General features: G+C 67.5%; 19 protein-coding genes. 9 read left to right on the plus strand and 10 right to left on the minus strand.

All coding sequences use genetic code 11. The features are described from left to right. Positions 1–10: 10 nt before the first annotated feature. A complete protein-coding gene (locus tag ACLIVD_RS25585) occupies positions 11–1,222 on the plus strand; it encodes an acetyl-CoA C-acetyltransferase (protein WP_283333673.1) in 1,212 nt (403 codons plus the stop codon). 21 nt (positions 1,223–1,243) lie between these two features. Here ACLIVD_RS25585 and hutH read toward each other — a convergent pair whose 3' ends face one another. From hutH to ACLIVD_RS25600, 3 genes are read right to left on the minus strand one after another with little or no spacing between them, the layout of a single operon-like run. After that, the gene (hutH, locus tag ACLIVD_RS25590; RefSeq protein ID WP_491930839.1) at positions 1,244–2,830 is read right to left on the minus strand and encodes a histidine ammonia-lyase; all 1,587 of its coding nucleotides are present in this window, start codon (positions 2,828–2,830) and stop codon (positions 1,244–1,246) included. Beyond that, positions 2,827–4,035 carry an amidohydrolase gene (locus ACLIVD_RS25595; protein WP_317567593.1) on the minus strand — a complete coding sequence of 403 codons (1,209 nt, stop codon included), beginning with the start codon at positions 4,033–4,035 and terminating at the stop codon, positions 2,827–2,829. The genes hutH and ACLIVD_RS25595 overlap by 4 nt, the downstream gene beginning before the upstream one ends. Further along, positions 4,032–5,438, minus strand: a complete 1,407-nt coding sequence (locus tag ACLIVD_RS25600; protein ID WP_491930840.1) for an MFS transporter — start codon at positions 5,436–5,438, stop codon at positions 4,032–4,034. Before ACLIVD_RS25600 ends, ACLIVD_RS25595 begins: the two co-directional genes overlap by 4 nt. 121 nt (positions 5,439–5,559) lie before the next feature. On the opposite strand from ACLIVD_RS25600, the gene ACLIVD_RS25605 reads away from it, so the two are divergent. Continuing rightward, positions 5,560–6,579, plus strand: a complete 1,020-nt coding sequence (locus ACLIVD_RS25605; RefSeq protein ID WP_280782368.1) for an Lrp/AsnC family transcriptional regulator — start codon at positions 5,560–5,562, stop codon at positions 6,577–6,579. Between the two features lie 32 nt (positions 6,580–6,611). On the opposite strand, the gene ACLIVD_RS25610 is transcribed toward ACLIVD_RS25605, so the two are convergent. Beyond that, the gene (locus ACLIVD_RS25610) at positions 6,612–7,103 is read right to left on the minus strand and encodes a metallophosphoesterase family protein (protein WP_283333592.1); all 492 of its coding nucleotides are present in this window, start codon (positions 7,101–7,103) and stop codon (positions 6,612–6,614) included. Between the two features lie 34 nt (positions 7,104–7,137). Next, positions 7,138–8,052, minus strand: coding sequence for a shikimate dehydrogenase (locus ACLIVD_RS25615; RefSeq protein WP_283333591.1), 915 nt, complete (start codon positions 8,050–8,052; stop codon positions 7,138–7,140). Between the two features lie 110 nt (positions 8,053–8,162). On the opposite strand from ACLIVD_RS25615, the gene ACLIVD_RS25620 reads away from it, so the two are divergent. Together ACLIVD_RS25620 and ACLIVD_RS25625 are read left to right on the plus strand one after the other, a co-directional pair. Continuing rightward, complete coding sequence (locus ACLIVD_RS25620; protein WP_491930841.1) at positions 8,163–8,840, plus strand: TetR/AcrR family transcriptional regulator; 678 nt, start codon at positions 8,163–8,165, stop codon at positions 8,838–8,840. Positions 8,841–8,962: 122 nt separating this feature from the next. Beyond that, positions 8,963–10,363 carry an MFS transporter gene (locus tag ACLIVD_RS25625; protein WP_280782364.1) on the plus strand — a complete coding sequence of 467 codons (1,401 nt, stop codon included), beginning with the start codon at positions 8,963–8,965 and terminating at the stop codon, positions 10,361–10,363. 60 nt (positions 10,364–10,423) lie between these two features. On the opposite strand, the gene ACLIVD_RS25630 is transcribed toward ACLIVD_RS25625, so the two are convergent. The 5 genes from ACLIVD_RS25630 to ACLIVD_RS25650 all read right to left on the minus strand — a co-directional run bounded on the left by ACLIVD_RS25630 (position 10,424) and on the right by ACLIVD_RS25650 (position 15,760). Next, entirely contained in the window at positions 10,424–11,239 is an 816-nt protein-coding gene (locus ACLIVD_RS25630) for an ATP-binding cassette domain-containing protein (protein ID WP_105414955.1), read from the minus strand. 5 nt (positions 11,240–11,244) lie between these two features. Further along, positions 11,245–12,303, minus strand: coding sequence for an ABC transporter permease (locus tag ACLIVD_RS25635; RefSeq protein WP_105414953.1), 1,059 nt, complete (start codon positions 12,301–12,303; stop codon positions 11,245–11,247). Positions 12,304–12,442: 139 nt separating this feature from the next. After that, on the minus strand, positions 12,443–13,441 hold the full coding sequence (locus ACLIVD_RS25640) for a substrate-binding domain-containing protein (protein WP_280782363.1): 999 nt from the start codon (positions 13,439–13,441) through the stop codon (positions 12,443–12,445). A gap of 188 nt (positions 13,442–13,629) precedes the next feature. Beyond that, positions 13,630–14,991, minus strand: coding sequence for an MFS transporter (locus tag ACLIVD_RS25645; RefSeq protein WP_491932921.1), 1,362 nt, complete (start codon positions 14,989–14,991; stop codon positions 13,630–13,632). Positions 14,992–15,022: 31 nt separating this feature from the next. Next, positions 15,023–15,760, minus strand: coding sequence for a GntR family transcriptional regulator (locus ACLIVD_RS25650; protein WP_009474056.1), 738 nt, complete (start codon positions 15,758–15,760; stop codon positions 15,023–15,025). A 202-nt stretch (positions 15,761–15,962) separates the two neighbouring features. On the opposite strand from ACLIVD_RS25650, the gene iolC reads away from it, so the two are divergent. The 5 genes from iolC to ACLIVD_RS25675 are packed head-to-tail and all read left to right on the plus strand — an operon-like array spanning position 15,963 to position 21,658. After that, positions 15,963–16,952 (plus strand): 5-dehydro-2-deoxygluconokinase, encoded by a 990-nt coding sequence (gene iolC / locus ACLIVD_RS25655; RefSeq protein WP_280782362.1) that lies wholly within the window; start codon positions 15,963–15,965, stop codon positions 16,950–16,952. Next, positions 16,945–17,844 carry a Cgl0159 family (beta/alpha)8-fold protein gene (locus ACLIVD_RS25660; RefSeq protein WP_283333590.1) on the plus strand — a complete coding sequence of 300 codons (900 nt, stop codon included), beginning with the start codon at positions 16,945–16,947 and terminating at the stop codon, positions 17,842–17,844. The genes iolC and ACLIVD_RS25660 overlap by 8 nt, the downstream gene beginning before the upstream one ends. 21 nt (positions 17,845–17,865) lie before the next feature. Then, a complete protein-coding gene (iolB, locus tag ACLIVD_RS25665; RefSeq protein ID WP_280782360.1) occupies positions 17,866–18,762 on the plus strand; it encodes a 5-deoxy-glucuronate isomerase in 897 nt (298 codons plus the stop codon). A 2-nt stretch (positions 18,763–18,764) separates the two neighbouring features. Then, positions 18,765–20,717, plus strand: coding sequence for a 3D-(3,5/4)-trihydroxycyclohexane-1,2-dione acylhydrolase (decyclizing) (iolD, locus tag ACLIVD_RS25670; RefSeq protein WP_477955591.1), 1,953 nt, complete (start codon positions 18,765–18,767; stop codon positions 20,715–20,717). A 35-nt stretch (positions 20,718–20,752) separates the two neighbouring features. Further along, positions 20,753–21,658: a sugar phosphate isomerase/epimerase family protein gene (locus tag ACLIVD_RS25675; protein WP_265146199.1), complete on the plus strand. Its 906-nt coding sequence runs from the start codon at positions 20,753–20,755 to the stop codon at positions 21,656–21,658. Positions 21,659–21,674: the final 16 nt, after the last annotated feature.

A 21,674-nucleotide genomic window follows, 5' to 3' on the forward strand; every position in this document is an offset into this window, starting at 1 on the left:
AGGTCTTTCCATGCGTGACGTCGTCATCTGCGAGCCCCTGCGAACGCCGGTCGGGCGCTTCGGCGGAGTGTTCAAGGACATCACCCCGCAGAGCCTCGCGGCCACCGTCATCACGGCGCTCGTCGAACGCACCGGCATCGAGGGCAGCCAGATCGACGACGTCATCCTGGGCCAGGCGTCCCCGGGCGGGGAAGCCCCGGCCATCGGCCGGATCGCGGCCCTCGACGCCGGACTCGGCATCGACGTCCCCGGCATGCAGGTGGATCGCCGCTGCGGGTCCGGTCTGCAAGCGGTCATCACCGCCGTGCTGCAGGTGGCGTCCGGCGGCAACGACCTCGTCCTCGCCGGTGGCGCCGAATCCATGAGCCAGACCGAGTTCTACACGAACCCGAACATCCGCTGGGGCGTCAAGGGCGAAGGGGTCCAACTCGCGGACCGGCTCGCCCGCGCCCGCGTCACCGCCGGCGGCGCGAACTTCCCCGTGCCCGGCGGCATGATCGAGACCGCCGAGAACCTTCGCGCCGAGTTCGACATCAGCCGTGAGGACCAGGACGCGCTCGCCGTGCAATCGCACCAGCGTGCCGTCGCCGCGCAGGAATCGGGCCGCTTCGCCGAGGAGATCGTCGGAGTGACGGTGCCGCAACGCAAGTCGGACCCGCTCGTAGTCGACAAGGACGAGCACCCGCGCGCAGACACCACGGTGGAGTCCCTGTCGAAGCTCCGTGCCATCCGCTCCAAGATCGACTCCGCCTCCACCGTCACCGCCGGCAACGCCAGCGGGCAGAACGACGGTGCCGCCGTGTGCATCGTGACGACCGCCGAGAAGGCGAAGGAACTCGGGCTGAAGCCCCTCGCCCGCATGGCGTCCTGGGCCGTGGCCGGCGTCCCGCCGCGCACCATGGGCATCGGCCCGGTGCCCGCCACGGAGAAGGCCCTCGGTCAGCTCGGACTGTCGCTGTCCGACATGGGTGTCATCGAACTGAACGAGGCCTTCGCCGCGCAGACCCTCGCCGTCCTCCGCAGCTGGGACCTCGACCCCACCGACGAACGCCTCAACCCCAACGGATCCGGCATCTCCCTCGGACACCCTGTCGGTGCCACCGGCGGCCGTATTCTCGCCACCCTCCTGCGGGAGATGGACCGTCGCGAATCCCGCTACGGCCTCGAGACCATGTGCATCGGCGGCGGCCAGGGACTGGCTGCGGTGTTCGAGCGGGTCTGATCCAGAAACGCGGGTCGGTCGTCAGGCCAGCGCACCCACGACACCCTCAGCGGTCTCGAGCAACCTGCCCGAGGCCGCGAGGGTGACCGCGGCCTCGATCTCCGGCGCGAGGTGACGATCGGTCCCCGGTCCGGCGACGTGCTCACGGATCGTGTCCCGCACCGCACCCGTCGCCGGCGACGGCGCCAGCGGGGCACGCAGGTCGAGCGCACGAGCGGCCGTCAACGCCTCGATCGCGAGCACCCGGGTCAGTCCGTCGATCGCCCGGCGCAGCTTCCGGGCCGCCGACCACCCCATCGACACGTGATCCTCCTGCATCGCCGACGACGGAATCGAGTCCACACTCGCCGGCGCCGCCAGCCGCTTCAGCTCCGAGACGATCGCGGCCTGGGTGTACTGGGCGATCATGTGGCCGCTGTCCACCCCGGGGTCGTCGGCCAGGAACGGGGGTAGCCCGTGATTGCGGGCGACGTCGAGGAAGCGGTCGGTGCGACGCTCACTCATGCTCGCCACATCCGCGACGACGATCGCCAGAAAGTCCAGCACGTACCCGACCGGCGCCCCGTGGAAATTGCCGTTCGACTCCACCCGCCCGTCCAGCGTCACCACCGGATTGTCGACGGCGCTCGCCAGTTCCCACGACGCCACCCGCTCGGCGTGCGCGAGCGTGTCCCGCGCCGCCCCGGCCACCTGCGGTGCGCACCGCAACGAGTAGGCGTCCTGCACCACCGTGCACTCCGGCCCCGCATGGCTGGCGACGATGGCTGAACCCGCGAGCAACCGCGTCATGTTGTCCGCAGCAGCCGCCTGTCCGGGATGCGGCCGGAGCGCCTGCAGGTCCGGGGCGAACACCTTGTCGGTGCCGAGCAAACCCTCCACACTCATCGCCGCCGTGACGTCGGCCAGACGCAGCAGCCCGTGCAGGTCCTCGCACGCCAGCACCAGCATGCCGAGCATGCCGTCCGTGCCGTTGATCAAGGCCAGCCCCTCCTTCTCCTCGAGCACGACGGGTTCGATTCCGGCGGCGGACATCGCCTCTCGCGCCTGCATCTGCGCCCCGTCCGCATCCCGCACCGTGCCCTCACCGATCACCGCGAGCGCGACATGGGCCAGCGGCGCCAGATCACCCGAGCACCCAAGGCTCCCGTATTCGTGGACCACCGGCGTGATGCCGGCCGACAGGAGCGACGCGTAAACCTGCGCGACCTCTGGGCGCACCCCCGTGCGCCCGGTGGCCAGGGTCGACAGGCGCAACAACATCAACGCCCGCACCACTTCCCGCTCGACCCCGGGACCCGACCCTGCCGCGTGCGAGCGAATCAGGCTGCGCTGCAATCGGGCACGCAATGGAAGCGGAATGTGCCGGGTCGCGAGGGCCCCGAACCCGGTGGACACTCCGTAGACGGGCTTCGGATCCTCCGCGAGATCCTTGATGCGCCGACGTGACTCGCTCATCGCAAGGAGCGCGTCTTCGGACAGCGTCACGGCGGCACCTCGGCGAGCGACACTCAGCACCTGCTCCGGTGTGACAGCTCCGACGCCGACTACGACGGTCTCCTCGGCTCGTGCACAGTCGTCTCCATGACGCGCAACGGTATCGACGCTCATACTTTTTCTTCCCTTCGGAGGTGTGGATTCTGGACTCGGTCGAGCAGTCGTGTGCGCTGATCTCGATCGAGGGCGAGTTCCGCCCCGACCGCTGCCATCGCCAGTGCCCCGTCCAGTACCGCTTCGTCGGCGGACGGGGAGGTGCCGTGCAATGCGAACTCGGCCGTGTGGTGTGCGGCATCACCGACGTCGTACCCGATGGTCGGGTGGATGGCGGGTAGCACGTGGGAGACGTTCCCCATGTCCGTCGACGCGATGTGGTCGCCCGCCCGGGACAGGGCGCTCCGGCCGCGGGTGCCGATCGCCCGGGAGTATGCGCGGGTCATGAAATCGTCCTGCCGTAATTCCGCGAAGTCCTCGCCACAGGGTGTGATGGTGACGTCCGTGCCCGTTGCGAGGGCACCGGCTTCGAGACACGCTCGCACTCTCGCCTGCACCTGCCGGAGCTTGGCCGTCGAGGTCGCTCGAATCTCCACTGCCACCCGGGCATTCGACGGAATCACATTGCACGCCTGCCCGCCGTCGGTGACGATGATCGATACGACGAGGCCGGGCTCGAGTTGCTGACGCAGGAGTCCTACGGCGTTGTACGCCACGGCCACCGCGTCGAGTGCGTTGGCGCCCAGCCACGGGGCTGTCGCGGCGTGCGAGGACCGACCGCTGTACTCGGCCGTCCACTGGCTCATCGCCAGGGAGGATCCGCCCACCTCGTCTCGCCCGCCCGCGTGCACCATCATGGCGGCGGCGACATCGTCGAATACGCCGGCTCTCAGAAGGATGGCCTTCCCGCCGCCCGCTTCCTCGGCAGGGGTTCCCACGAGCTTGACCCGGACATCCAGGGTGTCCGCCACCTCCGCCAACGCGATTGCCGCACCCACCGCGGCGGCGCCGTTGACGTTGTGCCCACACGCATGGCCGATCTCGGGAAGCGCGTCGTATTCGGCGCAGAAGCCGATGGTGAGGGCGCCGGTACCCTTGGTCGCGACGAAGGCCGTCGCCAGGCCCCCGACGCCGTGCGCCGTCTCGAACCCGGCACCTTCCGCGAGGTCGATGATCTTGGATACCGATCGATGTTCCTCGAATGCCAGTTCCGGCTCGTGATGGAGGCTGTGGCTCAGGGTGATCAGTGCGCCCGACCAGGTCTCCACACAGGACTCGATCTTCGCCGCAACATCGGCTGGGACGAGCGTACTTCGGTCCGTCATGAGAGGTCCGCCCCCTTCCGGTAGCACAGTCCGAGGCCGGCCCCCACGAGTGCGACCGCTGCACACACGCACCACAACCACACGTAGGACTGCAACGTGACCCCCGCGGAAGTGCTGGTCGCGGACAGGATTGCGCCGACTGTGGCCGCTCCGATCGCCGCACCCATCGAGAGCGCGAGTTCGTTGATCCCCGCCGCCATGGCGGTCTCGCGGTCGGGTACCGATTCGACGCACAGTGCGCGCGTCGAGGCCTGATAGCCGCCGAAACCGACGCCGAGCAGAGCGATGGCGGCGAGATACTGGGGCGCCGTCGAATGCCAGAGGAGCAGACTGCCGAACGAGGCTGCGATCAGGGCGCCCGAAAGGGCAAGTGTCTGCCGTTCGCCGAGCCTGCGAAGCATCGTCGCGGTGGAGAGTGAACTCGCCAGCGCGAACACGTTGAGAGCCAGTGCGACCAGCGCGATCGAACGAGGCCCGTAGGAAAGGCCGAATCCGCTGTCGTCGGGCGAGGACCCGAGAAAGACGGCGTTCGCACCGAAGAAGCCGATCGTCGAGAAGGCCAGACAGAAGGTGACCCCGGAGACGACGGCCACGGGTGGGTGGACGAGCATGCGGAGATCCACCATCGGGAACTTCGAGGCCGAGTCGACGCCGATCCATGCGGCGAGACCGACGACACCCACAAACATCGATCCGATCGTTTCTCCCGATGTCCATCCCCAGTCCGCACCGAGCGACAGGGCGGCCACCACGCCGGCCAGACCGAGCGAGAGCAGGGCGAAGGACACGAGTGGAATACGGCCGCCCGCCCGTGGGGCCCCATCGGGAAGCAGGAAACCGGCGATCACCGCCAGGACCGCGACCGGTACCGCGACCCACAGCCCGAGGGTCGCCGACCGCTCGCTGAGGGAGCCCGAGACGACACCGCCGATGCCGACGGCCGCGGTGAGGACGCCGACCAGGAGGCCTACTCCTGTGCGGCGACTCGCCGGCGCCTGGTGTCGCAGGATCCCGATCAGGAGTGGCATGAAGCCCACGACCGCACCCTGGAGAACGACACCGACCGAGATCGTCAGCACGCTCGGCGCGATCGCCATGATCAGCGACCCGGCAGCGACGAGGGCAATGGAGAGGCGGAGAAAACGGCGGTACCCGAACGAATCGCCCAGTTTGGCGAGTAACGGTGTCCAGATCGCGAACGCCAACTGAGACAGCAGATAGATCCTGGTCTGTCCGGATACCGTGATCTGGAGGCTGTCGCCGAGCGAAGGCAGCAGTGGGGTGAGATAGCCCTGTGTGACGCCGCTGAGCAACTCGACGGTGGCCATCGAGCCCAGCAGCGCCCCTACCGAGAGCCGTCTGGCCCTCAGGTCTTCACCCACAACCGATATTGTTCGCATCATCGACCTCGACTTCGCTGTGCCTGGTTGTTCCAGGTTGCGCACCTGCGCTGCGACAACTCTCGGTGGCCCACCTCACTAACCTGGAAAGATGACCGGTTTCTCACAGAAGAGGCCCTGCAGAATGCCAGATGTAACGCCAGAGGTAGCTACCGAGCTCGATCTCGCCATCACGGACGCCCTCCAGCTGAACCCGCGAGTCGACTGGGCAGAGCTGGCTCAGACCCTCGGGCACACACCGAAGACCCTCGCGAGAAGGTGGAAGCTGCTGACCGAACGCGGTTCCGCGTGGGTTGCGGTCGTTCCCGGCCCGGCATTCGTTCGCCAGGGATGTGCCACATTCCTGGCCGTCCACTGCAGACCTCAGGCGAAACGCGACGTGGCCCGGGCACTCGTCGGCGAATCGGCTGTGGCGACCGTGTCCAGCACGACTGGCGCAGCGGATTTCCTTCTCGACGTGTTCGTTCCCGGCATGGCAGATCTCGCTCGGCTTCTCGACGACCGGATCGAACGAATCGACGGAATCACCGCGGTGACATCGATGGTCGCGCTGACCACCTACCGGGAGGGTTCGCGGTGGCGGGTCCAAGCCCTGGACCTGGAACAGTCCACTCGCCTGGTGCCGCCGACCCCCTCCACCCGTCGGACACCGCTTTCCTCACTCGACGACCTCGACCGGGCTCTGCTTCAGTCCCTGGCGACGGACGGCCGGCAATCCTGGACCGATCTCGCCGCCCGGTGCGGGACGACCGGGCCGACCGCGCGCCGCCGAGTCGAGAGAATGACGGACTCGGGTCGTGTCGCCCTGCGGTGCGAGGGAGCCCCCGAACTTCTCGGGCCCATCGTGCCGACGACTTTCATGATGACCGTTCCGCCGGGTGAGCTGAACACAGCGGGAAACCTGTTGGGCCGCATGCCCAGATGTCGTGTCGTCGAGGCCGTCACGGGAACGTCGACGATCGTCGCCACCATGTGGTTTCGGGCGGCTGCCGAGATCGCGCCGTTCGAGGCGGCCCTGACGCGCGAACTCCCCTCACTCGTGATCACCGACAGGTTCATCACCCTGCACACGTTCAAGCGGGGCGGGCACGTCCTCGATCCCCTCGGCCGGACCACTGGCGTGATCCCGTTGACTGCGTACTGAAGGGCGCCCGAATCACCGTCACGTCGGGTCCGTCACAACCGCTGCAATTCGACGTCGCCGAGTTCCCCGTCCCGGACGGTGGTCGTCATGTACGTGCAGTGCGGCTGCCGCCGTCGATCCGTCGGTGATCCCGGGTTCAGCAGTCGCAGACCGGTTTCCGTGGTGGTGTCCCAGGGAATGTGGCTGTGCCCGAAGATCAGGACGTCGGTGTCCGGGTAGGCGGCCGACATCCGTTTCTCCCTGCCTGCGGAGGCCCCGGTCTCGTGCACGACGGTGATGCGCACCCCGGCCAGGGTCACGTCCGCCCGCTCGGGCATCAGGGCGCGCAGGTCGTCGCCGTCGTTGTTGCCCCAGCACGCCACGAGCCGCGCCGATCGGGCCTGCAGGGCTTCGTACGTGGGGAGATCGACCCAGTCGCCGGCGTGGATCACCACGTCCGCGCGGTCGACCTCGTCCCACACCCGGGCGGGCAGGTCTCGTGCCCGTTTCGGGACATGGGTGTCGGCCAGCAGCAATAACCTCACGGTGACAGTCTGCGCCACGTGGCGGGCGCGGCCGTTACGCGCCCGCGAGCGCGGCGGCGTCCTCTGCCTGCAACAGCAGACCCATGTGCTCACGCATCCGCTGGGCGTCCGGCTCGAGGCCGGTGAAGATCCGGAAGGAGTCGACAGCCTGTCCGATGGTCATGCCGATTCCGCTGAGGGTCCGGGCGCCGATGTCCCGGGCGCGGGCGAGGAGTTCGGTTTCGGCGGGACGGTAGACGACGTCCGCGACCCACAGGTCGGGGCGCAGCAGGGCGGCGTCGAGTGCCATGCCGGGGTGGGCCGCCATGCCGATCGGCGTCGCGTGGATGAGGCCCTGGGCCGCACCGACCGCGGCGGGAACGGCGGAGAGGTCGCCCGCAGCGATTTCCCGGTCCGGGAACAGTTCGGCGAGCGAGTCGCGCAGGTCCTTCGAGCGCGCGGCGTCGGCGTCGATGATCGTGAAGTGTCCGACACCCCGGGTCAGTGCGGCGTAGGCGACGGCCGCGCCTGCCCCGCCGGCCCCGAGTTGCACGACGCGGTTCATGGGCGCGCCTTCGAGACCCTCGTCCATGTTGCGCGCGAATCCGGACCAATCGGTGTTGTGGCCGATCAGGCGCCCACCGTCGATGTGGACCGTGTTGACCGCGCCGAGCTTGCGGGCGTCGTCGGACAGGTCGTCGAGGAGCGGAATGACGGCCTGCTTGCAGGGGTGCGTGATGTTGAGCCCGTTGAACCCGAGGAGCTTGGCGGCCGAGAGGAGCTGCGGCAGTCCCTCGACCCCCATGCCCAGCGTGTCGAGGTCGAGGATCCGGTAGACGTACCCGACGCCCTGCGCGCGACCCTCGGCCTCGTGAAGCGGCGGGGTCAGCGATTTCGAGATCCCGGTGCCGATCAGACCGCACAGGTACGACGGGCGAGCGGTGGGGGCATCGAGGTCACGAGAGGTCATGGCGATCACTTCCGGGAGAGGGCTGGGAGCTAATTAACTATCTAGTGAGTTATGTCACGGTAGCATACCTCCATACCGCGCGGAAGACAGCAGAGGCAGGAGTTTCACCGATGACACGAAGCGAGACGACGGGCGCGACCTCCGAGAAGGAGACGGTCAAACGGACCCGTAACCCCGAGAAGACCCGGGAGAACATCCTGCGGGTGGCGATGACGGAATTCGCCGACAAGGGCCTGACCGGCGCCCGCATCGACGAGATCGCGGCGAAGACCGCCACCACGAAGCGGATGCTCTACTACTACTTCGGCGACAAGGAGGGGCTGTACCGGGCGGTTCTCCAGCGTGCCTACGAGGAGATCCGCTACGAGGAGTCCCAGCTCGACGTCGACCACCTCGAGCCGACCGAGGCGATCCGGGCGCTCGCCGAGCTGACGTTCGACCATCACGAGGCTCACCCGGACTTCATTCGTCTCGTCGCGATCGAGAACACAAATCGCGGCGTCAACCTCGTCCAGGCCGAGGGACTCCCCGAGACGCAGGCCCCGGCGATCCGCACGCTCGAGCAGATCCTCCGGCGAGGGCAGGAGGCGGGCCTCTTCCGCACCGACACGACGGCGCTCGACATCCACATGCTCATCAGCTCGTACTGCGTCTTCCGGGTGGCAAATCGGTACACGTTCAGGGCGCTGTTCGACTGGGATCTCGCCGGCGCGGAGAACCGCCCCCACCTGCGCACGATGATCGGCGACGTCGTCCTGGCCTACCTGCAGCAGCCCGGAAAAGTATGAACTAACCATTTCGACCATTATTGACTCGAGGCTGTGACCGGGGTTACCTTGCTTCTACGACCTACGAACACCTGCTCTTCCGAGCCGCCAGTGTTCACATTCCTCGCTCCCCAGGAGTATCGATGACCATCGACTACGGCACCGGCGTCTCCGGTCGAAACGGTGACGGCAAAGGCCGCTCCTCCGTCGACCCCAACGCTGATCCCACCAACGCGAAGAAGGCCGCGAAGGCCGCGTTCTTCGGCAGCCTGCTCGAGTACTACGACTTCTACATCTTCGCCTCGGCTGCTGCGCTGGTGTTCCCGCACGTGTTCTTCGAGGGATCGAAGAATCCGCTGCTGCTGTCGCTGGCCACCTTCGGCATCTCCTACATCGCGCGCCCGATCGGCGCCGTGTTCGTCGGACATTTCGGCGACCGGGCCGGACGCAAGAAGGTGATGATGTTCTGCCTGGTTCTCATGGGCGTCGTCACGTTCCTGATCGGCTGTCTGCCGTCGTCCGAGCAGGCCGGGATGGTCGGACCGGTGCTGCTGGTGCTGCTGCGCATCTGCCAGGGCATCTCCGCGGCGGGCGAACAGTCGGGTGCGGGCTCACTCACCCTCGAGCACTCCCCCGCACACCGTCGCGGCTTCTTCTGCAGCTGGACGCTCACCGGTACCCAGGCCGGTTTCATCGTCGCGAGCCTCGCGTTCATCCCCGTCGCGGCGCTGCCCGACGAGACCCTCTACAGCTGGGGCTGGCGCGTCCCGTTCTGGTGCAGCCTCCTCGTCCTCGTCGTCGCCTACATCGTGCGTCGCAAGCTCGAAGAGCCCGAAATCTTCATCGCCAACAAGGAAGCGCTGGACGAGACGCCCGCCCCGCTGCCCGTCGTCGACCTCTTCCGCACGCACTGGCGCGACGTTCTCCGTGTGGTCTTCTGCGCGTTCATCGCCGTCGTCAGCACTGTGTTCTCCGTGTTCGGCCTCGCCTACGCCACCACCCCCGAGATCGGGATGAGCCGCACGACCATGCTGTGGGTCGCGATCGCCGCCAACGCGGTGGCCCTGGTCTCGCAGCCGCTGTTCGGCATGCTGTCCGACCGGATCGGCCGCAAGCCGGTGTTCATCGGTGGCGCGATCGGTTCGGCCGCCGGAATCTTCCTGTACTTCGCCGCGATCGGCACCGGCAACGTGGCGATGATCTTCCTCGCGGGCATCCTGCTGATGGGTGGCGTCTACGCCGGGACCAACGCCATCTGGCCGGCGTTCTACGCCGAGATGTTCTCCTCGCGGGTTCGCTACTCCGGCATGGCGATCGGCACGCAGCTCGGATTCGCTCTCGCCGGTTTCGCACCGACCATCGCCCAGGCACTGCGGGGCGCCGACCCCAAGAACTGGGTGCCGGTCGCGATCTTCACCGCCGTCTGCGCGCTCATCGCCGCGGCCTCTGCCTCCACGGCCAAGGAGAACTCCCGCACTCCGCTGCTCGACCTCGACAAGGAGGATGTCGCGCTCACGAAGGCGAAGGCGAACGCGAAGGTCTGACCCACTCGGAAACGAACGATGCGCCCGGCACGTGTGCCGGGCGCATCGTCGTGTCGGTGCCTAACGCCGCAGTTCGTGGGTGAGTGCTTCGAGTTCGTCGCCGCCGGCCATCTGCTGGGTGAGTTCTTCGAGGCTGATCTCGTCGAACGTGCAGTCCAGTTTCTGGCGGCCGCGGTTGAGGAGGACGAAGTGGTCGCCGACCATGTAGGCGTGGTGCGGGTTGTGGGTGATGAACACGACCCCGAAGCCCTGTTCCTTGGCGGCGGAGATGTAGCGCAGCACCATCCCGGACTGCTTGACGCCGAGGGCGGCGGTGGGCTCGTCGAGGATCAGCACGCGGGCGCCGAAGAAGATCGCCCGGGCGATCGCCACACACTGGCGTTGGCCGCCGGACAGCGACCCGATGGGGGCGTCGACGTCGGGCAGCTCGATGCCCATCTTCGACAACTCGGACATCGTGGTGGCGCGCATCCCGTTCGCGTCGAGGGACTTGAGCGGTCCCTTCCGTAGTTCCTGGCCGAGGAAGAAGTTCCGCCACACCGGCATCAGCGACACCACCGCCAGGTCCTGGTAGACGGTGGCGATGCCCTTGGACAGGGCCTCCTTCGGCGAGCCGAACGTGAGGGCCTCGCCGTCGACGAGCAACTCGCCCGAACTCTGCTGGTGCAGGCCGGCGATGATCTTGATCAGGGTGGACTTGCCGGCCCCGTTGTCGCCGAGGACACCGGTGACCTCCCCGGCCCGCACCCGCAGGTTGATGTCCTCGAGGGCGATGATGTTGCCGTACTGCTTGCCGACGTGTTTGAGCTCGATCAGCGGGATCTTGTCGCCACCACCGGGTTCGGTATCGACGGGAAGTTGTTCGATGGTACTCATACCGGTCACCTCTTGGCGGCGTAGTTACGGAAGGCATTGTTGGCGATGACCGCGAACAGCAGCATCGCGCCGAGGAAGAACTTGAACCAATCCGGGTTCCAGCCGGCGTAGACGATGCCCTGGTTCGTCATGCCGAAGATGAACGCGCCGATCGCGGCGCCGATCGCGGTGCCGTACCCGCCGGTGAGCAGGCAGCCGCCGATGACCGCGGCGATGATGTAGAGGAACTCGTTGCCGATACCCTGCCCGGACTGGACGGTGTTGAACGAGAACAGCAGGTGCATCCCGACGAACCACGCGGCGAACCCGACGGTCATGAACAACCCGATCTTGACCTTCGTGACCGGGACGCCGATGGCGCGGGCGGAGTCCTGGTTGCCGCCGACGGCGAAGATCCAGTTCCCGATCCGGGTCTTGAACAGCACCCAGGTGGCGATCGCGGTGAACAGCAACCACCAGACCACGGTGATCCGCACCGACACCCCGCCGACCTCGAACGAGGACGCGAACACCCTCTTCGCCGAGTCGAACCCGGCCATGTCGGACACGCTGGGGGTGGCGACCTGCCCGGTGACGAGTTTGGTGACCGCCAGGTTGATGCCGGTGAGCATCAGAAACGAGCTCAGCGTGATCAGGAAGCTGGGGATCTTCGTCTTCATCACCAGGTACCCGTTGAAGAACCCGACCGCCAGCGAGACCACGAGGGCGAGGGCGGCGCCGGCCCACAGGTTCAGGTGCAGGTTGTAGGCGATCATCGACGCCGCCAGGGAGCTGGTGGTGACGGCGACGCCGGCGGAGAGGTCGAATTCCCCGCCGATCATCAGCAGTGCCACCGCGCACGCCATGATCCCGATCGTCGACGAGGCGTAGAGCACCGTGGCCAGCGCTTCGGGGCTGCGGAACGGGGGTGCGACGACCATGAAGAAGACGAAGATGGCGATCGCGCCGAACAGGGAACCGATCTCGGGGCGGACCAGCAGACGCTGCAGGCGTTTCTGCTCCTTCACCCGCTCGTCGTGGACGACCTTGTGACTGGCAAGGTCCAGATCTTGCTGTGTGGACATGATTTCCTCTCCGCGCCGGTGGATCTCAGCGTTGTGCGATGCCGGCCGGTCGTGCGACCGGGTCGATGGTGATGGTGTGTGCGTGAGATGGACCCACCGGGGTCCGGATCGTGTGCCCTGACATGTGATCGACCGCCGATCAGCGGGTGCCGGCCTTGGCGTACTCGGCGACCTTGTCGATGTTGGACTTGTCGATGAACGACGGCCCGGTCAGAGTCGGTCCGCCGCCGCCGATGACGTTGCCGTTGTTGAGGTAGAGCCACAGCGAATCGATGGCCAGGTAGCCCTGCAGGTACGGCTGCTGGTCGATGGCCCACTGCACGCTGCCGTCCGAGATGGCGTCGACGAGTGCCGCGTTGGTGTCGAACGTGTAGACCTTGGCCGGGCTGCCCGCGTTGCCGACCGACTGCACGGCGGTGAGGGCTATCGGAGCGCCGAGCGTGAGCACACCGTCGATGGACGGGTCCTGCTGGAGCTTGGCAGCGATCGTCGAGTTCACCGACGGCATGTCCTCACCGTTCACGTTGAGGGTCTCGAACGTGCCGCGGAAGGTCTGCTTGGCGCCGGCGCAACGGGATTCGAGCTGGATCTGGCCCTGCTGCTGGATGACGCAGATGACGTGCTTGGCGCCGTCCTCGTTCAGCCGGTTCCCCGCGGCCTGGCCGGCGATGGTCTCGTCCTGCCCGAAGTACTGGGTGACCCCCATGTCCTTCCAGGCTCCGTATCCGGCGTTGAACGCGGAGATCGGGATGCCTGCGTCCTGCGCGCTCTTGACGGCGGGAGCCATCGCCTCGGGGGTGGCGAGGGTGAGCGCGAGCCCGTCGACCTTCGAGTCGATGGCCGTCTGCACGAGGTTGGCCTGGTTGGGAGCCTGCGGATCGGAGGAGTACTTCAGTTCCACGTTGTCCTTGTCCGCGGCATCCTGCGCGCCCGTGCGGATCAGGTCCCAGAACGTGTCGCCCGGTGCCGCGTGCGTGACCATTGCGATCGTGATGCGCGGGGTGTCGGCGGTGCCGGCGCCGATCCCGGACCCGCTGCTGTCCGGCTTGCCTCCGGTGCTCGAGCACGCCGCGAGGCTCATCACCAAGGCACTCGCGCAGGCCAGTACCGCCACGCGACGCCGGTTGGGGAAGTTCATCTGCTTTTCCTCTCGGGGGGACGAACGGCCCGGTGACGTCTCGGCCGTGTGCCTTAGATGTAATACGCGTCACACCCGAAAGTCAATAGTTTGTCTGGACATTAGGACCACAGATCAAATGAGCGGACATGGGTGTCCCCGCAGACGGCCCGGAAACCGAGCAGATGGGTGGACGGGTGCAGGCGCGCTCAGCGCGTGACCGCTGCCCCGGCGTCGCGCGGCAGACGCAGCGTGTCGACCACCGTGCACAGCATCAGCAGGCCCAAAAGGACGAAGGTCCAGGAATATTCGGACCCGAACCCGCGCTCGGACGACGTCGCCAACGGCGTGAACGCAGTGAGGGCGAGCGCTGCGACCGCGATACCCAGACCGGCCGCCAGTTCCTGCACGGCGGCGTTGAGAGTGTTCGCGTGCGTGAGGTTGGCACGATCGACGTCGGAAAACGCGAGACTGTTGTACGCGGTGAATCCGACCGAGCGCAGGGCTCCGCTCACGAAGAGGACCGCCGCGATGACCGGCATCGGGGTCGACGAGCTCAGGGCGGCGAGCAGCCCGAAGCAGCCGACGGACAGCAGGGCGTTGACCAGCAGGATCGGCCTGATCCCGAAGCGCCGCATCAGCGGCGTCGTACAGGGCTTGATGGCAATGTTGCCGGCGAACAACGCCGCGACGAGCAGACCCGCGAGGAACGGCGTCCAGCCGAAGCCGAGTTGGAACTGCAGCGGCAGCAGGAACGGCACCGCGGTGACGATCAGCCGGTAGAGCGAACCCCCGGTGACAGTGGTGCGCAGCGTGCGGACGCGCAGCACGCGGAAGTCGACGAGCGGGTGGGGCGTGCGGGCGAGATGGCGCACCGAGGCCGCCAGCAGAACGACCGCGACCACTCCCCCGATCGCGACTCGCCGCCAGTCGGTGCCCGTCACACGGATGCTCTCCACCGCAATGAGGGCTGCCGCGATTCCCGTTCCGACTCCGAGGAGGCCCCGCCAGTCGAGCCTGCTCGTCGACCGCGAGCCTGCCCCGTGAACCAGCTTCAGGGACAGCAGGATTCCGAAAATGCCGATGGGAATGTTGATGACGAAGATCCATCGCCACGAGCCGACGGTGGCGATCGCACCGCCGAGCAGGGGCGCGATGACCGGCGCCGCGAGCGCGGGCCACGTGAGCAGGGCTATCGCGCGGACGAGGTCGCTCTTCGTGCTCGACCGCAGCACCGCGAGCCGCCCGACCGGCACCATCATGGCGCCGCCGACTCCCTGCAGCACCCGCATCGCGACGAGCATCGGCAACGACACACTCGCCGCGCACCCGATGGACGCCAGCGTGAACACGGCGATGGCGGCCACGAACACGCGGCGGGTCCCGAACCGGTCGGCCACCCACCCGCTCGCGGGGATGAGGACGGCGACCGTGACCAGGTAGGCGGAGATCGCGATGTTGACGTCGACTGCGTCGACACCGAAGGACTCGGCGATCAGCGGGACGGCGGGCGCGATGATGGTGGCGTCGAGAATCTCCATGAAGAGGGCACCTGCCACCAGCAGGGCCATTCCACGGGGGAACGACGTCGCGCGCGCGGTTCTAGCGATCGACAACGGTCGTGTCGAAGTAGTACCGCGACGCGCGGTAGCAGTGGCTGCCGAACTCGACGGCGCTTCCCGAGTCGTCGAACGCGGTTCGGTTCATCGTCAGCAGCGGCGCCCCGGTCTTCTCGTCGAGCAGCGACGCCTCCGCCTTGCTCGCCGCTTTCGCGCCGATGCGTTGCCGTGCGAGACGGATGTGCACGCCGCGGGCCCGGAGTGCGTGGTAGAGGCCGTGCGCCTCCAGTTCCTCGGGGTCCGGCGCGAGGTCCACCGGGATGTGGTTGGTCATCAGCGCCAGCGGTTCGCCGTTGGTGCTGCGGAGGCGCCGGATGGATGCGACCTCGGCGCCGGGCTGCAGGTTGAGTTCGGCGGCGACGTCTTCGGCCGGCACGGATACCTGGTAGTCGAGAAGCTTGGTGGTCGGGCTCTGCCCCGCCCGCGCGAGGTCGTCGAAGAGGCTCGTGAGTTCGACCGGCCGATGCACGGCGCTCTGCACCACCTGGGTTCCGACCCCACGTTTGCGGACGAGCAGCCCCTTGTCGACGAGCTCCTGGATGGCGCGGCGCGTGGTGGGGCGTGACAGGTTCAGCCGCTTGGCGAGCGCCAGTTCGTTCTCGAAGCGGTCACCCGGGGCGAGTTCCCCGCCGATGATCGCGTTCTCGATCGTCTGCGCGAGCTGGAAATACAGCGGAACCGGGCTCGATCGGTCGAGCTCGACTGCGAGTGGTGCACCCACGGACAACTCCGATCCTCGTGCGCGGGGCGACGTCGCCGTCGCCGATCTTTCCGGCAGTGTATGCGAACACTAACACCAGATTGACTTCAAGTAATAATGTCAGGACAAAGTCTTGACAGGAGTCGGTGAGGTGGAGCACAGTTTCAATCAGACCTCGGCGCCCTGCGCAGACCACCCACAACGACCTATTCGGGAGTCAGCCTTGACCACCATCCAGACGCATACCAACCGGAACGGATTGGACGTCCTCGCCATCGGGCGCTGCGGTGTGGACATCTACCCATTGCAGACCGGAGTCGGACTCGAACACGTCGAGACGTTCGGCAAGTTCCTCGGCGGAAGCGCGGCCAACGTCACCGTCGCCGCCGCCCGCCTCGGCTGCCGCAGCGCGCTCATCTCGGGCGTCGGCAACGATCCGTTCGGACGTTTCGTCCGCACCGCGCTCACCGATCTCGGCGTCGACAACCGCTACGTCGGCATCGACACCGAGCACCCGACTCCCGTCACGTTCTGTGAGATCTTCCCGCCGGACGACTTTCCGCTGTACTTCTACCGCAAACCTGTCGCTCCGGACCTGCAGGTGACGCCGGCGGACGTCGATCTCGACGCGGTCCGCGACGCCAAGCTGTACTGGTCGACCGTCACCGGTCTGTCCGAAGAGCCCAGCCGCAGCGCGCATTTCGCAGCCTGGGAGGCCCGCGGACGCCGCACCCACACCGTCCTCGATCTCGACTACCGCCCGATGTTCTGGTCCTCCCCCGCCGACGCCACCGCTCAGGTGCAGCGCGCCCTCCAGCACGTCACCGTCGCGGTCGGCAACCGTGAGGAATGCGAGATCGCGGTCGGCGAGACCAACGCACACAAGGCCGCGGACGCCCTGCTCGATCTCGGCGTCGAACTGGCCATCGTCAAACAGGGCCCCAAAGGGGTCCTCGGGAAGACACGCACCCAGAGCATCACGGTGCCCCCGAACGACGTCCAGGTGGTCAACGGGCTCGGTGCCGGCGACAGCTTCGGCGGCACGCTGTGCCACGGCCTGCTCGCCGGGTGGCCGCTCGAGAAGATCCTGCGCTACGCCAACGCCGCGGGGGCGATCGTCGCCTCCCGGCTCGAATGCTCCACCGCGATGCCGACGGCCGACGAGGTCCGGGCGCTCGCCGATTCCACCACTTCGGAGGCTGTCAATGTCTGAAACTCTCGCTCACCGCGCAGTCTGCACGTCCTACGCCGACGTCACCGAGGTACGCGCGAACGACCCGGCCGCCATCGACCGCGCTTGGGCGACCCGGATCGCCCGGCCCACGGTCCGCGGTAACGGCCGGCTCATGATCGTCGCCGCCGACCACCCCGCCCGCGGTGCACTCTCGGTCGGCGACCGTCCGACCGCGATGAACAGTCGCACCGACCTCCTCGACCGCCTCCGCACCGCCCTGCGCAACCCCGGTGTGGACGGCGTGCTCGCCACCGCCGACATCCTCGACGATCTGGTGCTGCTCGGCGCGCTCGACGACAAGGTGGTCATCTCGTCGATGAACCGCGGCGGCCTGGCCGGCGCCAGTTTCGAACTCGACGACCGGATGACCGGCTACACCGCGGCCGGCACCGCGAAGGCGGGCATGAACGGCGGAAAGATGCTGTGCCGCATCGATCTCGACGATTCCGGCACCCTCTCCACCCTCACCGCGTGCGCCCAGGCGGTCGATGCGCTGGCCGAGGCCGGACTGATGGCCATGGTGGAACCGTTCCTGTCGCGGCGTGTCGACGGCAAGGTCAAGAACGATCTCAGCGCCGACGCCGTGATCAAGTCGATCCACATCAGCCAGGGCCTGGGGTCCACGTCCGCGTACACGTGGATGAAGCTTCCGGTGGTCGACGAGATGGAACGCGTGATGGACGCGACGACGCTTCCGACGCTGCTGCTCGGCGGAGACCCGCAGACGGCACCCGAGGAGACGTTCGCGAGCTGGGCCAAGGCCCTCGCGCTGCCGTCGGTCCGCGGCCTGATCGTCGGACGCACCCTGCTGTACCCGCGGGACGAGGACGTCGCCGCCGCGGTCGACACCGCCGTATCCCTCGTTCACTGACGCACGCCGGAGAGGCCCACGATGAACAGCAAGTATTACGTGCCGGTCGGTTCCGCGGCCACCGGACCGTTCGACCTCGAGGTCACCCCCGAATCCGCGGGCTGGACCGAATCGAGTCTCCGGGTGCTCACCCTGGCCCCCGGCGGGTCGGCCGAACTCGCGTCCGGTGACGACGAGATCATCGTCGTGCCATTGGCCGGGTCCGCGGCGGTGTCGAGCGAGGGCACCGAATTCGCCCTCACCGGACGGCGGTCCGTGTTCGACGGGCCGAGCGACTTCGCCTACGTGGGCCGGGATTCGGCCTACACGGTGGCGAGCGCGACCGGTGGACGATTCGCCCTGTGCGGGGCCCGCGCGCGGCAGAAGTTCCCGTTCCGGTACGTCCCGGCAGCCGACGTCTCCGTCGAACTGCGCGGCGCGGGCAACTGCAGCCGCCAGGTGCACAACTTCGGCACCGCCGATCGCTTCGAAGCCGATTCGATCATCGCGTGCGAGGTCATCACTCCCGGTGGCAACTGGTCGTCGTACCCGAGCCACAAGCACGACGAGAACAGCGACGTCGAGTCGCAGCTCGAGGAGATCTACTACTTCGAGATCGCCGACGCCAATTCCACCGCAGTGGATTTCGGCGGAACCGGATTCGGCTACCATCGCGTGTACGGCACTCCCGAGCGGCCCATCGAGGTGCTCGAGGAAGTGCGCTCCGGCGACGTGGTCCTCGTGCCGCACGGCTATCACGGACCGTCGATCGCCGCCCCCGGACATCACATGTACTACCTGAACGTCATGGCCGGCCCCGGCGAAGACCGCGCCTGGAACATCTGCGACGACCCGGCCCACACCTGGCTGCGCGGCAGCTGGGAACACCAGACCGTCGATCCCCGCCTCCCCCTCCACGCACCGTCCGAAGGAGCATGACCGTGGTGTCCACCGCGCCGATGTCGGCGAGCAAGAACCCCAACGCCGAGGGCACCGTCCACCTCACGGTGGCTCAGGCAACCATCCGATTCCTCGCCAACCAGTACGTCGAGCGGGACGGCGAACGCACCAAGTTCTTCGCCGGCTGCTTCGGCATCTTCGGCCACGGCAACGTCGCCGGGCTCGGTCAGGCACTGCTCCAGGCCGAGATCGACGCCGTCGAAGCCGGTACCGAATCCGAACTGCCGTACGTCCTCGGGCGCAACGAGCAGGCGATGGTGCACAGCGCGGTCGCGTACGCACGCCAGAAGGATCGTCTGCAGACGTGGGCGGTGTCGGCCAGCGTCGGCCCCGGCTCGACCAACATGCTGACGGGCGCGGCGCTCGCCACCATCAACCGGCTGCCCGTCCTGCTCCTGCCCGCCGATACGTTCGCGACCCGCGCGAGCGCACCGGTCCTGCAGGAACTCGAACTGCCCTCGAGCGGCGACGTCACCGTCAACGACGCGTTCAAACCGCTGTCGCGCTACTTCGACCGGGTGTGGCGGCCGGAGCAGTTGCCTTCGGCGCTGCTCAGTGCGATGCGCGTGCTGACCGATCCCGTCGAGACGGGTGCGGCCACCGTCGCCATTCCGCAGGACGTGCAGGCGGAGGCGTTCGACTGGCCGGAGTCGCTGTTCGCGGAGCGCACGTGGCACGTGGCCCGGCCGCTTCCCGAGAAGTCGGTGATCGAGCGGGCCGCGGACGTGATCCGGTCTGCGAAGAAGCCGCTGATCGTCGCGGGCGGCGGCCTGATCTACTCCGGCGCCACCGAGGCACTGGCCTCGTTCGCCGAGACGACCGGCATTCCGGTCGGCCAGAGTCAGGCCGGCAAGGGCTCACTGCCCTACGACCACCCGCAGTCGGTCGGCGCGATCGGCTCGACCGGCACCACGGCGGCCAACGCTCTCGCCACCGAGGCCGACGTGATCATCGGCATCGGCACCCGCTACAGCGACTTCACCACGGCGTCGCGCACCGCGTTCAACAACCCCGACGTGCGGTTCGTCAACGTCAACGTCGCGTCGATCGACTCGGTGAAGCAGGGCGGCGTCAGCGTCGTCGCAGACGCCCGCGAGGCACTGGAGGCGCTCACCGAGGCATTGGGCGGCTACCAGGTTTCCGGCGAGTACCGTGCGCGCACAGCAGAACTCGCAGCTCACTGGGAGTCCACGGTGGACTCGGTCTACAAGATCGACGACGACTCGCGCGGACTGAACCAGAACCAGGTCATCGGTCTCGCCAACACGCTGTCCGATCCGCGCGACGTCGTCGTGTGCGCCGCCGGCTCCATGCCCGGCGACCTGCACAAGCTGTGGCGTACCCGCGACTCCAAGGGCTACCACGTCGAATACGGGTTCTCGTGCATGGGCTACGAGATCGCCGGCGGCATCGGCGCCAAGATGGCCTGCCCCGACCGCGACGTGTTCATCATGGTTGGCGACGGCTCGTACCTGATGATGGCCACCGAACTCGTCACGGCCGTGCAGGAGAACGTCAAGGTCATCGTGGTCCTCGTGCAGAACCACGGCTTCGCGTCCATCGGATCGCTGTCGGAGTCGCTCGGCTCGCAGCGGTTCGGCACCGACTACCGCTACCGCGGCGACTCCGGCCGGCTCGACGGCGACATCCTGCCCGTCGACCTGGCGGCCAACGCCGCGAGCCTCGGCGCCGACGTGATCCGCGCGAACACGGCCGCCGAGTTCACCGACGCCGTCAAGGTGGCGAAGGCCAGCGACAACACCACCGTCATCCACGTCGAGACGGACCCGCGAATCGCGGCCCCGGACAGCGAATCCTGGTGGGACGTGCCGGTCAGCTCGACCAGCACCCTCGACTCCACCCGGGCCGCCTACGAGACGTACGCGCAGTGGAAGAAGATCCAGCGTCCGTTCCTGCGCCCGTCCGGCAACTAACTCTCCCTCAGTAGAACTTTCGAAAGGATTTCCCGATGAGCGTTATTCGCGTCGGATCCGCCCCCGACTCCTGGGGTGTCTGGTTCCCCGAAGACCCGCAGCAGACCCCGTACGGGCGGTTCCTCGACGAGGTGTCCGCGTCCGGTTACGAGTGGATCGAGCTGGGCCCGTACGGCTACCTGCCGACCGATCCGCAGCAGCTCCGTGACGAACTCGCGGCCCACAATCTGAAACTGTCGGCCGGCACCGTGTTCGAGCACCTGCACCAGGACGACTCCTGGGATGCCGTGTGGACCCAGATCGAGGACGTCGCGAAGCTGACCGCCGCCGCCGGCGGCAAGCATGTGGTCGTGATCCCGGAGATGTGGCGCGACCCGAGCAGCGGCGAGGTGCTCGAGGACCGCAATCTCACTGCGGAGCAGTGGAAGAAGAAGACCGGCGGCATGAACGAGCTGGGCAAGAAGATGTTCGAGCAGTACGGCGTGAAGGCGCAGTACCACCCGCACGCGGACAGCCACGTCGACACCGAGGAGAATGTGTACCGCTTCCTCGACGGCACCGACAGCGAGTACGTGAACCTGTGCCTCGACACCGGCCACATCAGCTACTGCGGCGGCGACAACCTCGCGATCATCGAGCGCGCTCCCGAGCGGATCGGCTACCTGCACCTCAAGCAGGTCGATCCCGAGGTCCGCGCCAAGGTCGAGGCCGAGGACCTGCCGTTCGGCGAGGCCGTCAAGCTCGGCGCGATGATCGAGCCGCCGCTCGGCATCCCCGACCTGCCGCCGCTGCTCGCCGCAATCGAGAAGCTCGACATCGACGTGTTCGCGATCGTCGAGCAGGATCTCTACCCCTGCGCTGTGGACGTTCCGCTGCCGATCGCCCAGCGCACCCGTAAGTACCTGGGGTCCTGCGGGATCCCGTCCGTCACGTTCGTCTAACCGATCACGTCAGGAG

The organism is Rhodococcus sp. G6(2025), from assembly GCF_058628105.1.

Bases quoted from the DNA above. Each gene is read 5' to 3' on its own strand.
- ACLIVD_RS25630 (WP_105414955.1), bottom strand. From the start codon at position 11,239: ATGAGTACCATCGAACAACTTCCCGTCGATACCGAACCCGGTGGTGGC.
- ACLIVD_RS25660 (WP_283333590.1), top strand. From the start codon at position 16,945: ATGTCTGAAACTCTCGCTCACCGCGCAGTCTGCACGTCCTACGCCGAC.
- ACLIVD_RS25645 (WP_491932921.1), bottom strand. From the start codon at position 14,991: ATGGCCCTGCTGGTGGCAGGTGCCCTCTTCATGGAGATTCTCGACGCC.
- ACLIVD_RS25675 (WP_265146199.1), top strand. From the start codon at position 20,753: ATGAGCGTTATTCGCGTCGGATCCGCCCCCGACTCCTGGGGTGTCTGG.
- ACLIVD_RS25620 (WP_491930841.1), top strand. From the start codon at position 8,163: ATGACACGAAGCGAGACGACGGGCGCGACCTCCGAGAAGGAGACGGTC.
- ACLIVD_RS25615 (WP_283333591.1), bottom strand. From the start codon at position 8,052: ATGACCTCTCGTGACCTCGATGCCCCCACCGCTCGCCCGTCGTACCTG.
- ACLIVD_RS25605 (WP_280782368.1), top strand. From the start codon at position 5,560: ATGCCAGATGTAACGCCAGAGGTAGCTACCGAGCTCGATCTCGCCATC.
- ACLIVD_RS25635 (WP_105414953.1), bottom strand. From the start codon at position 12,303: ATGTCCACACAGCAAGATCTGGACCTTGCCAGTCACAAGGTCGTCCAC.
- ACLIVD_RS25595 (WP_317567593.1), bottom strand. From the start codon at position 4,035: ATGACGGACCGAAGTACGCTCGTCCCAGCCGATGTTGCGGCGAAGATC.
- ACLIVD_RS25600 (WP_491930840.1), bottom strand. From the start codon at position 5,438: ATGATGCGAACAATATCGGTTGTGGGTGAAGACCTGAGGGCCAGACGG.
- ACLIVD_RS25625 (WP_280782364.1), top strand. From the start codon at position 8,963: ATGACCATCGACTACGGCACCGGCGTCTCCGGTCGAAACGGTGACGGC.
- ACLIVD_RS25585 (WP_283333673.1), top strand. From the start codon at position 11: ATGCGTGACGTCGTCATCTGCGAGCCCCTGCGAACGCCGGTCGGGCGC.
- ACLIVD_RS25640 (WP_280782363.1), bottom strand. From the start codon at position 13,441: ATGAACTTCCCCAACCGGCGTCGCGTGGCGGTACTGGCCTGCGCGAGT.
- iolB (WP_280782360.1), top strand. From the start codon at position 17,866: ATGAACAGCAAGTATTACGTGCCGGTCGGTTCCGCGGCCACCGGACCG.
- hutH (WP_491930839.1), bottom strand. From the start codon at position 2,830: ATGAGCGTCGATACCGTTGCGCGTCATGGAGACGACTGTGCACGAGCC.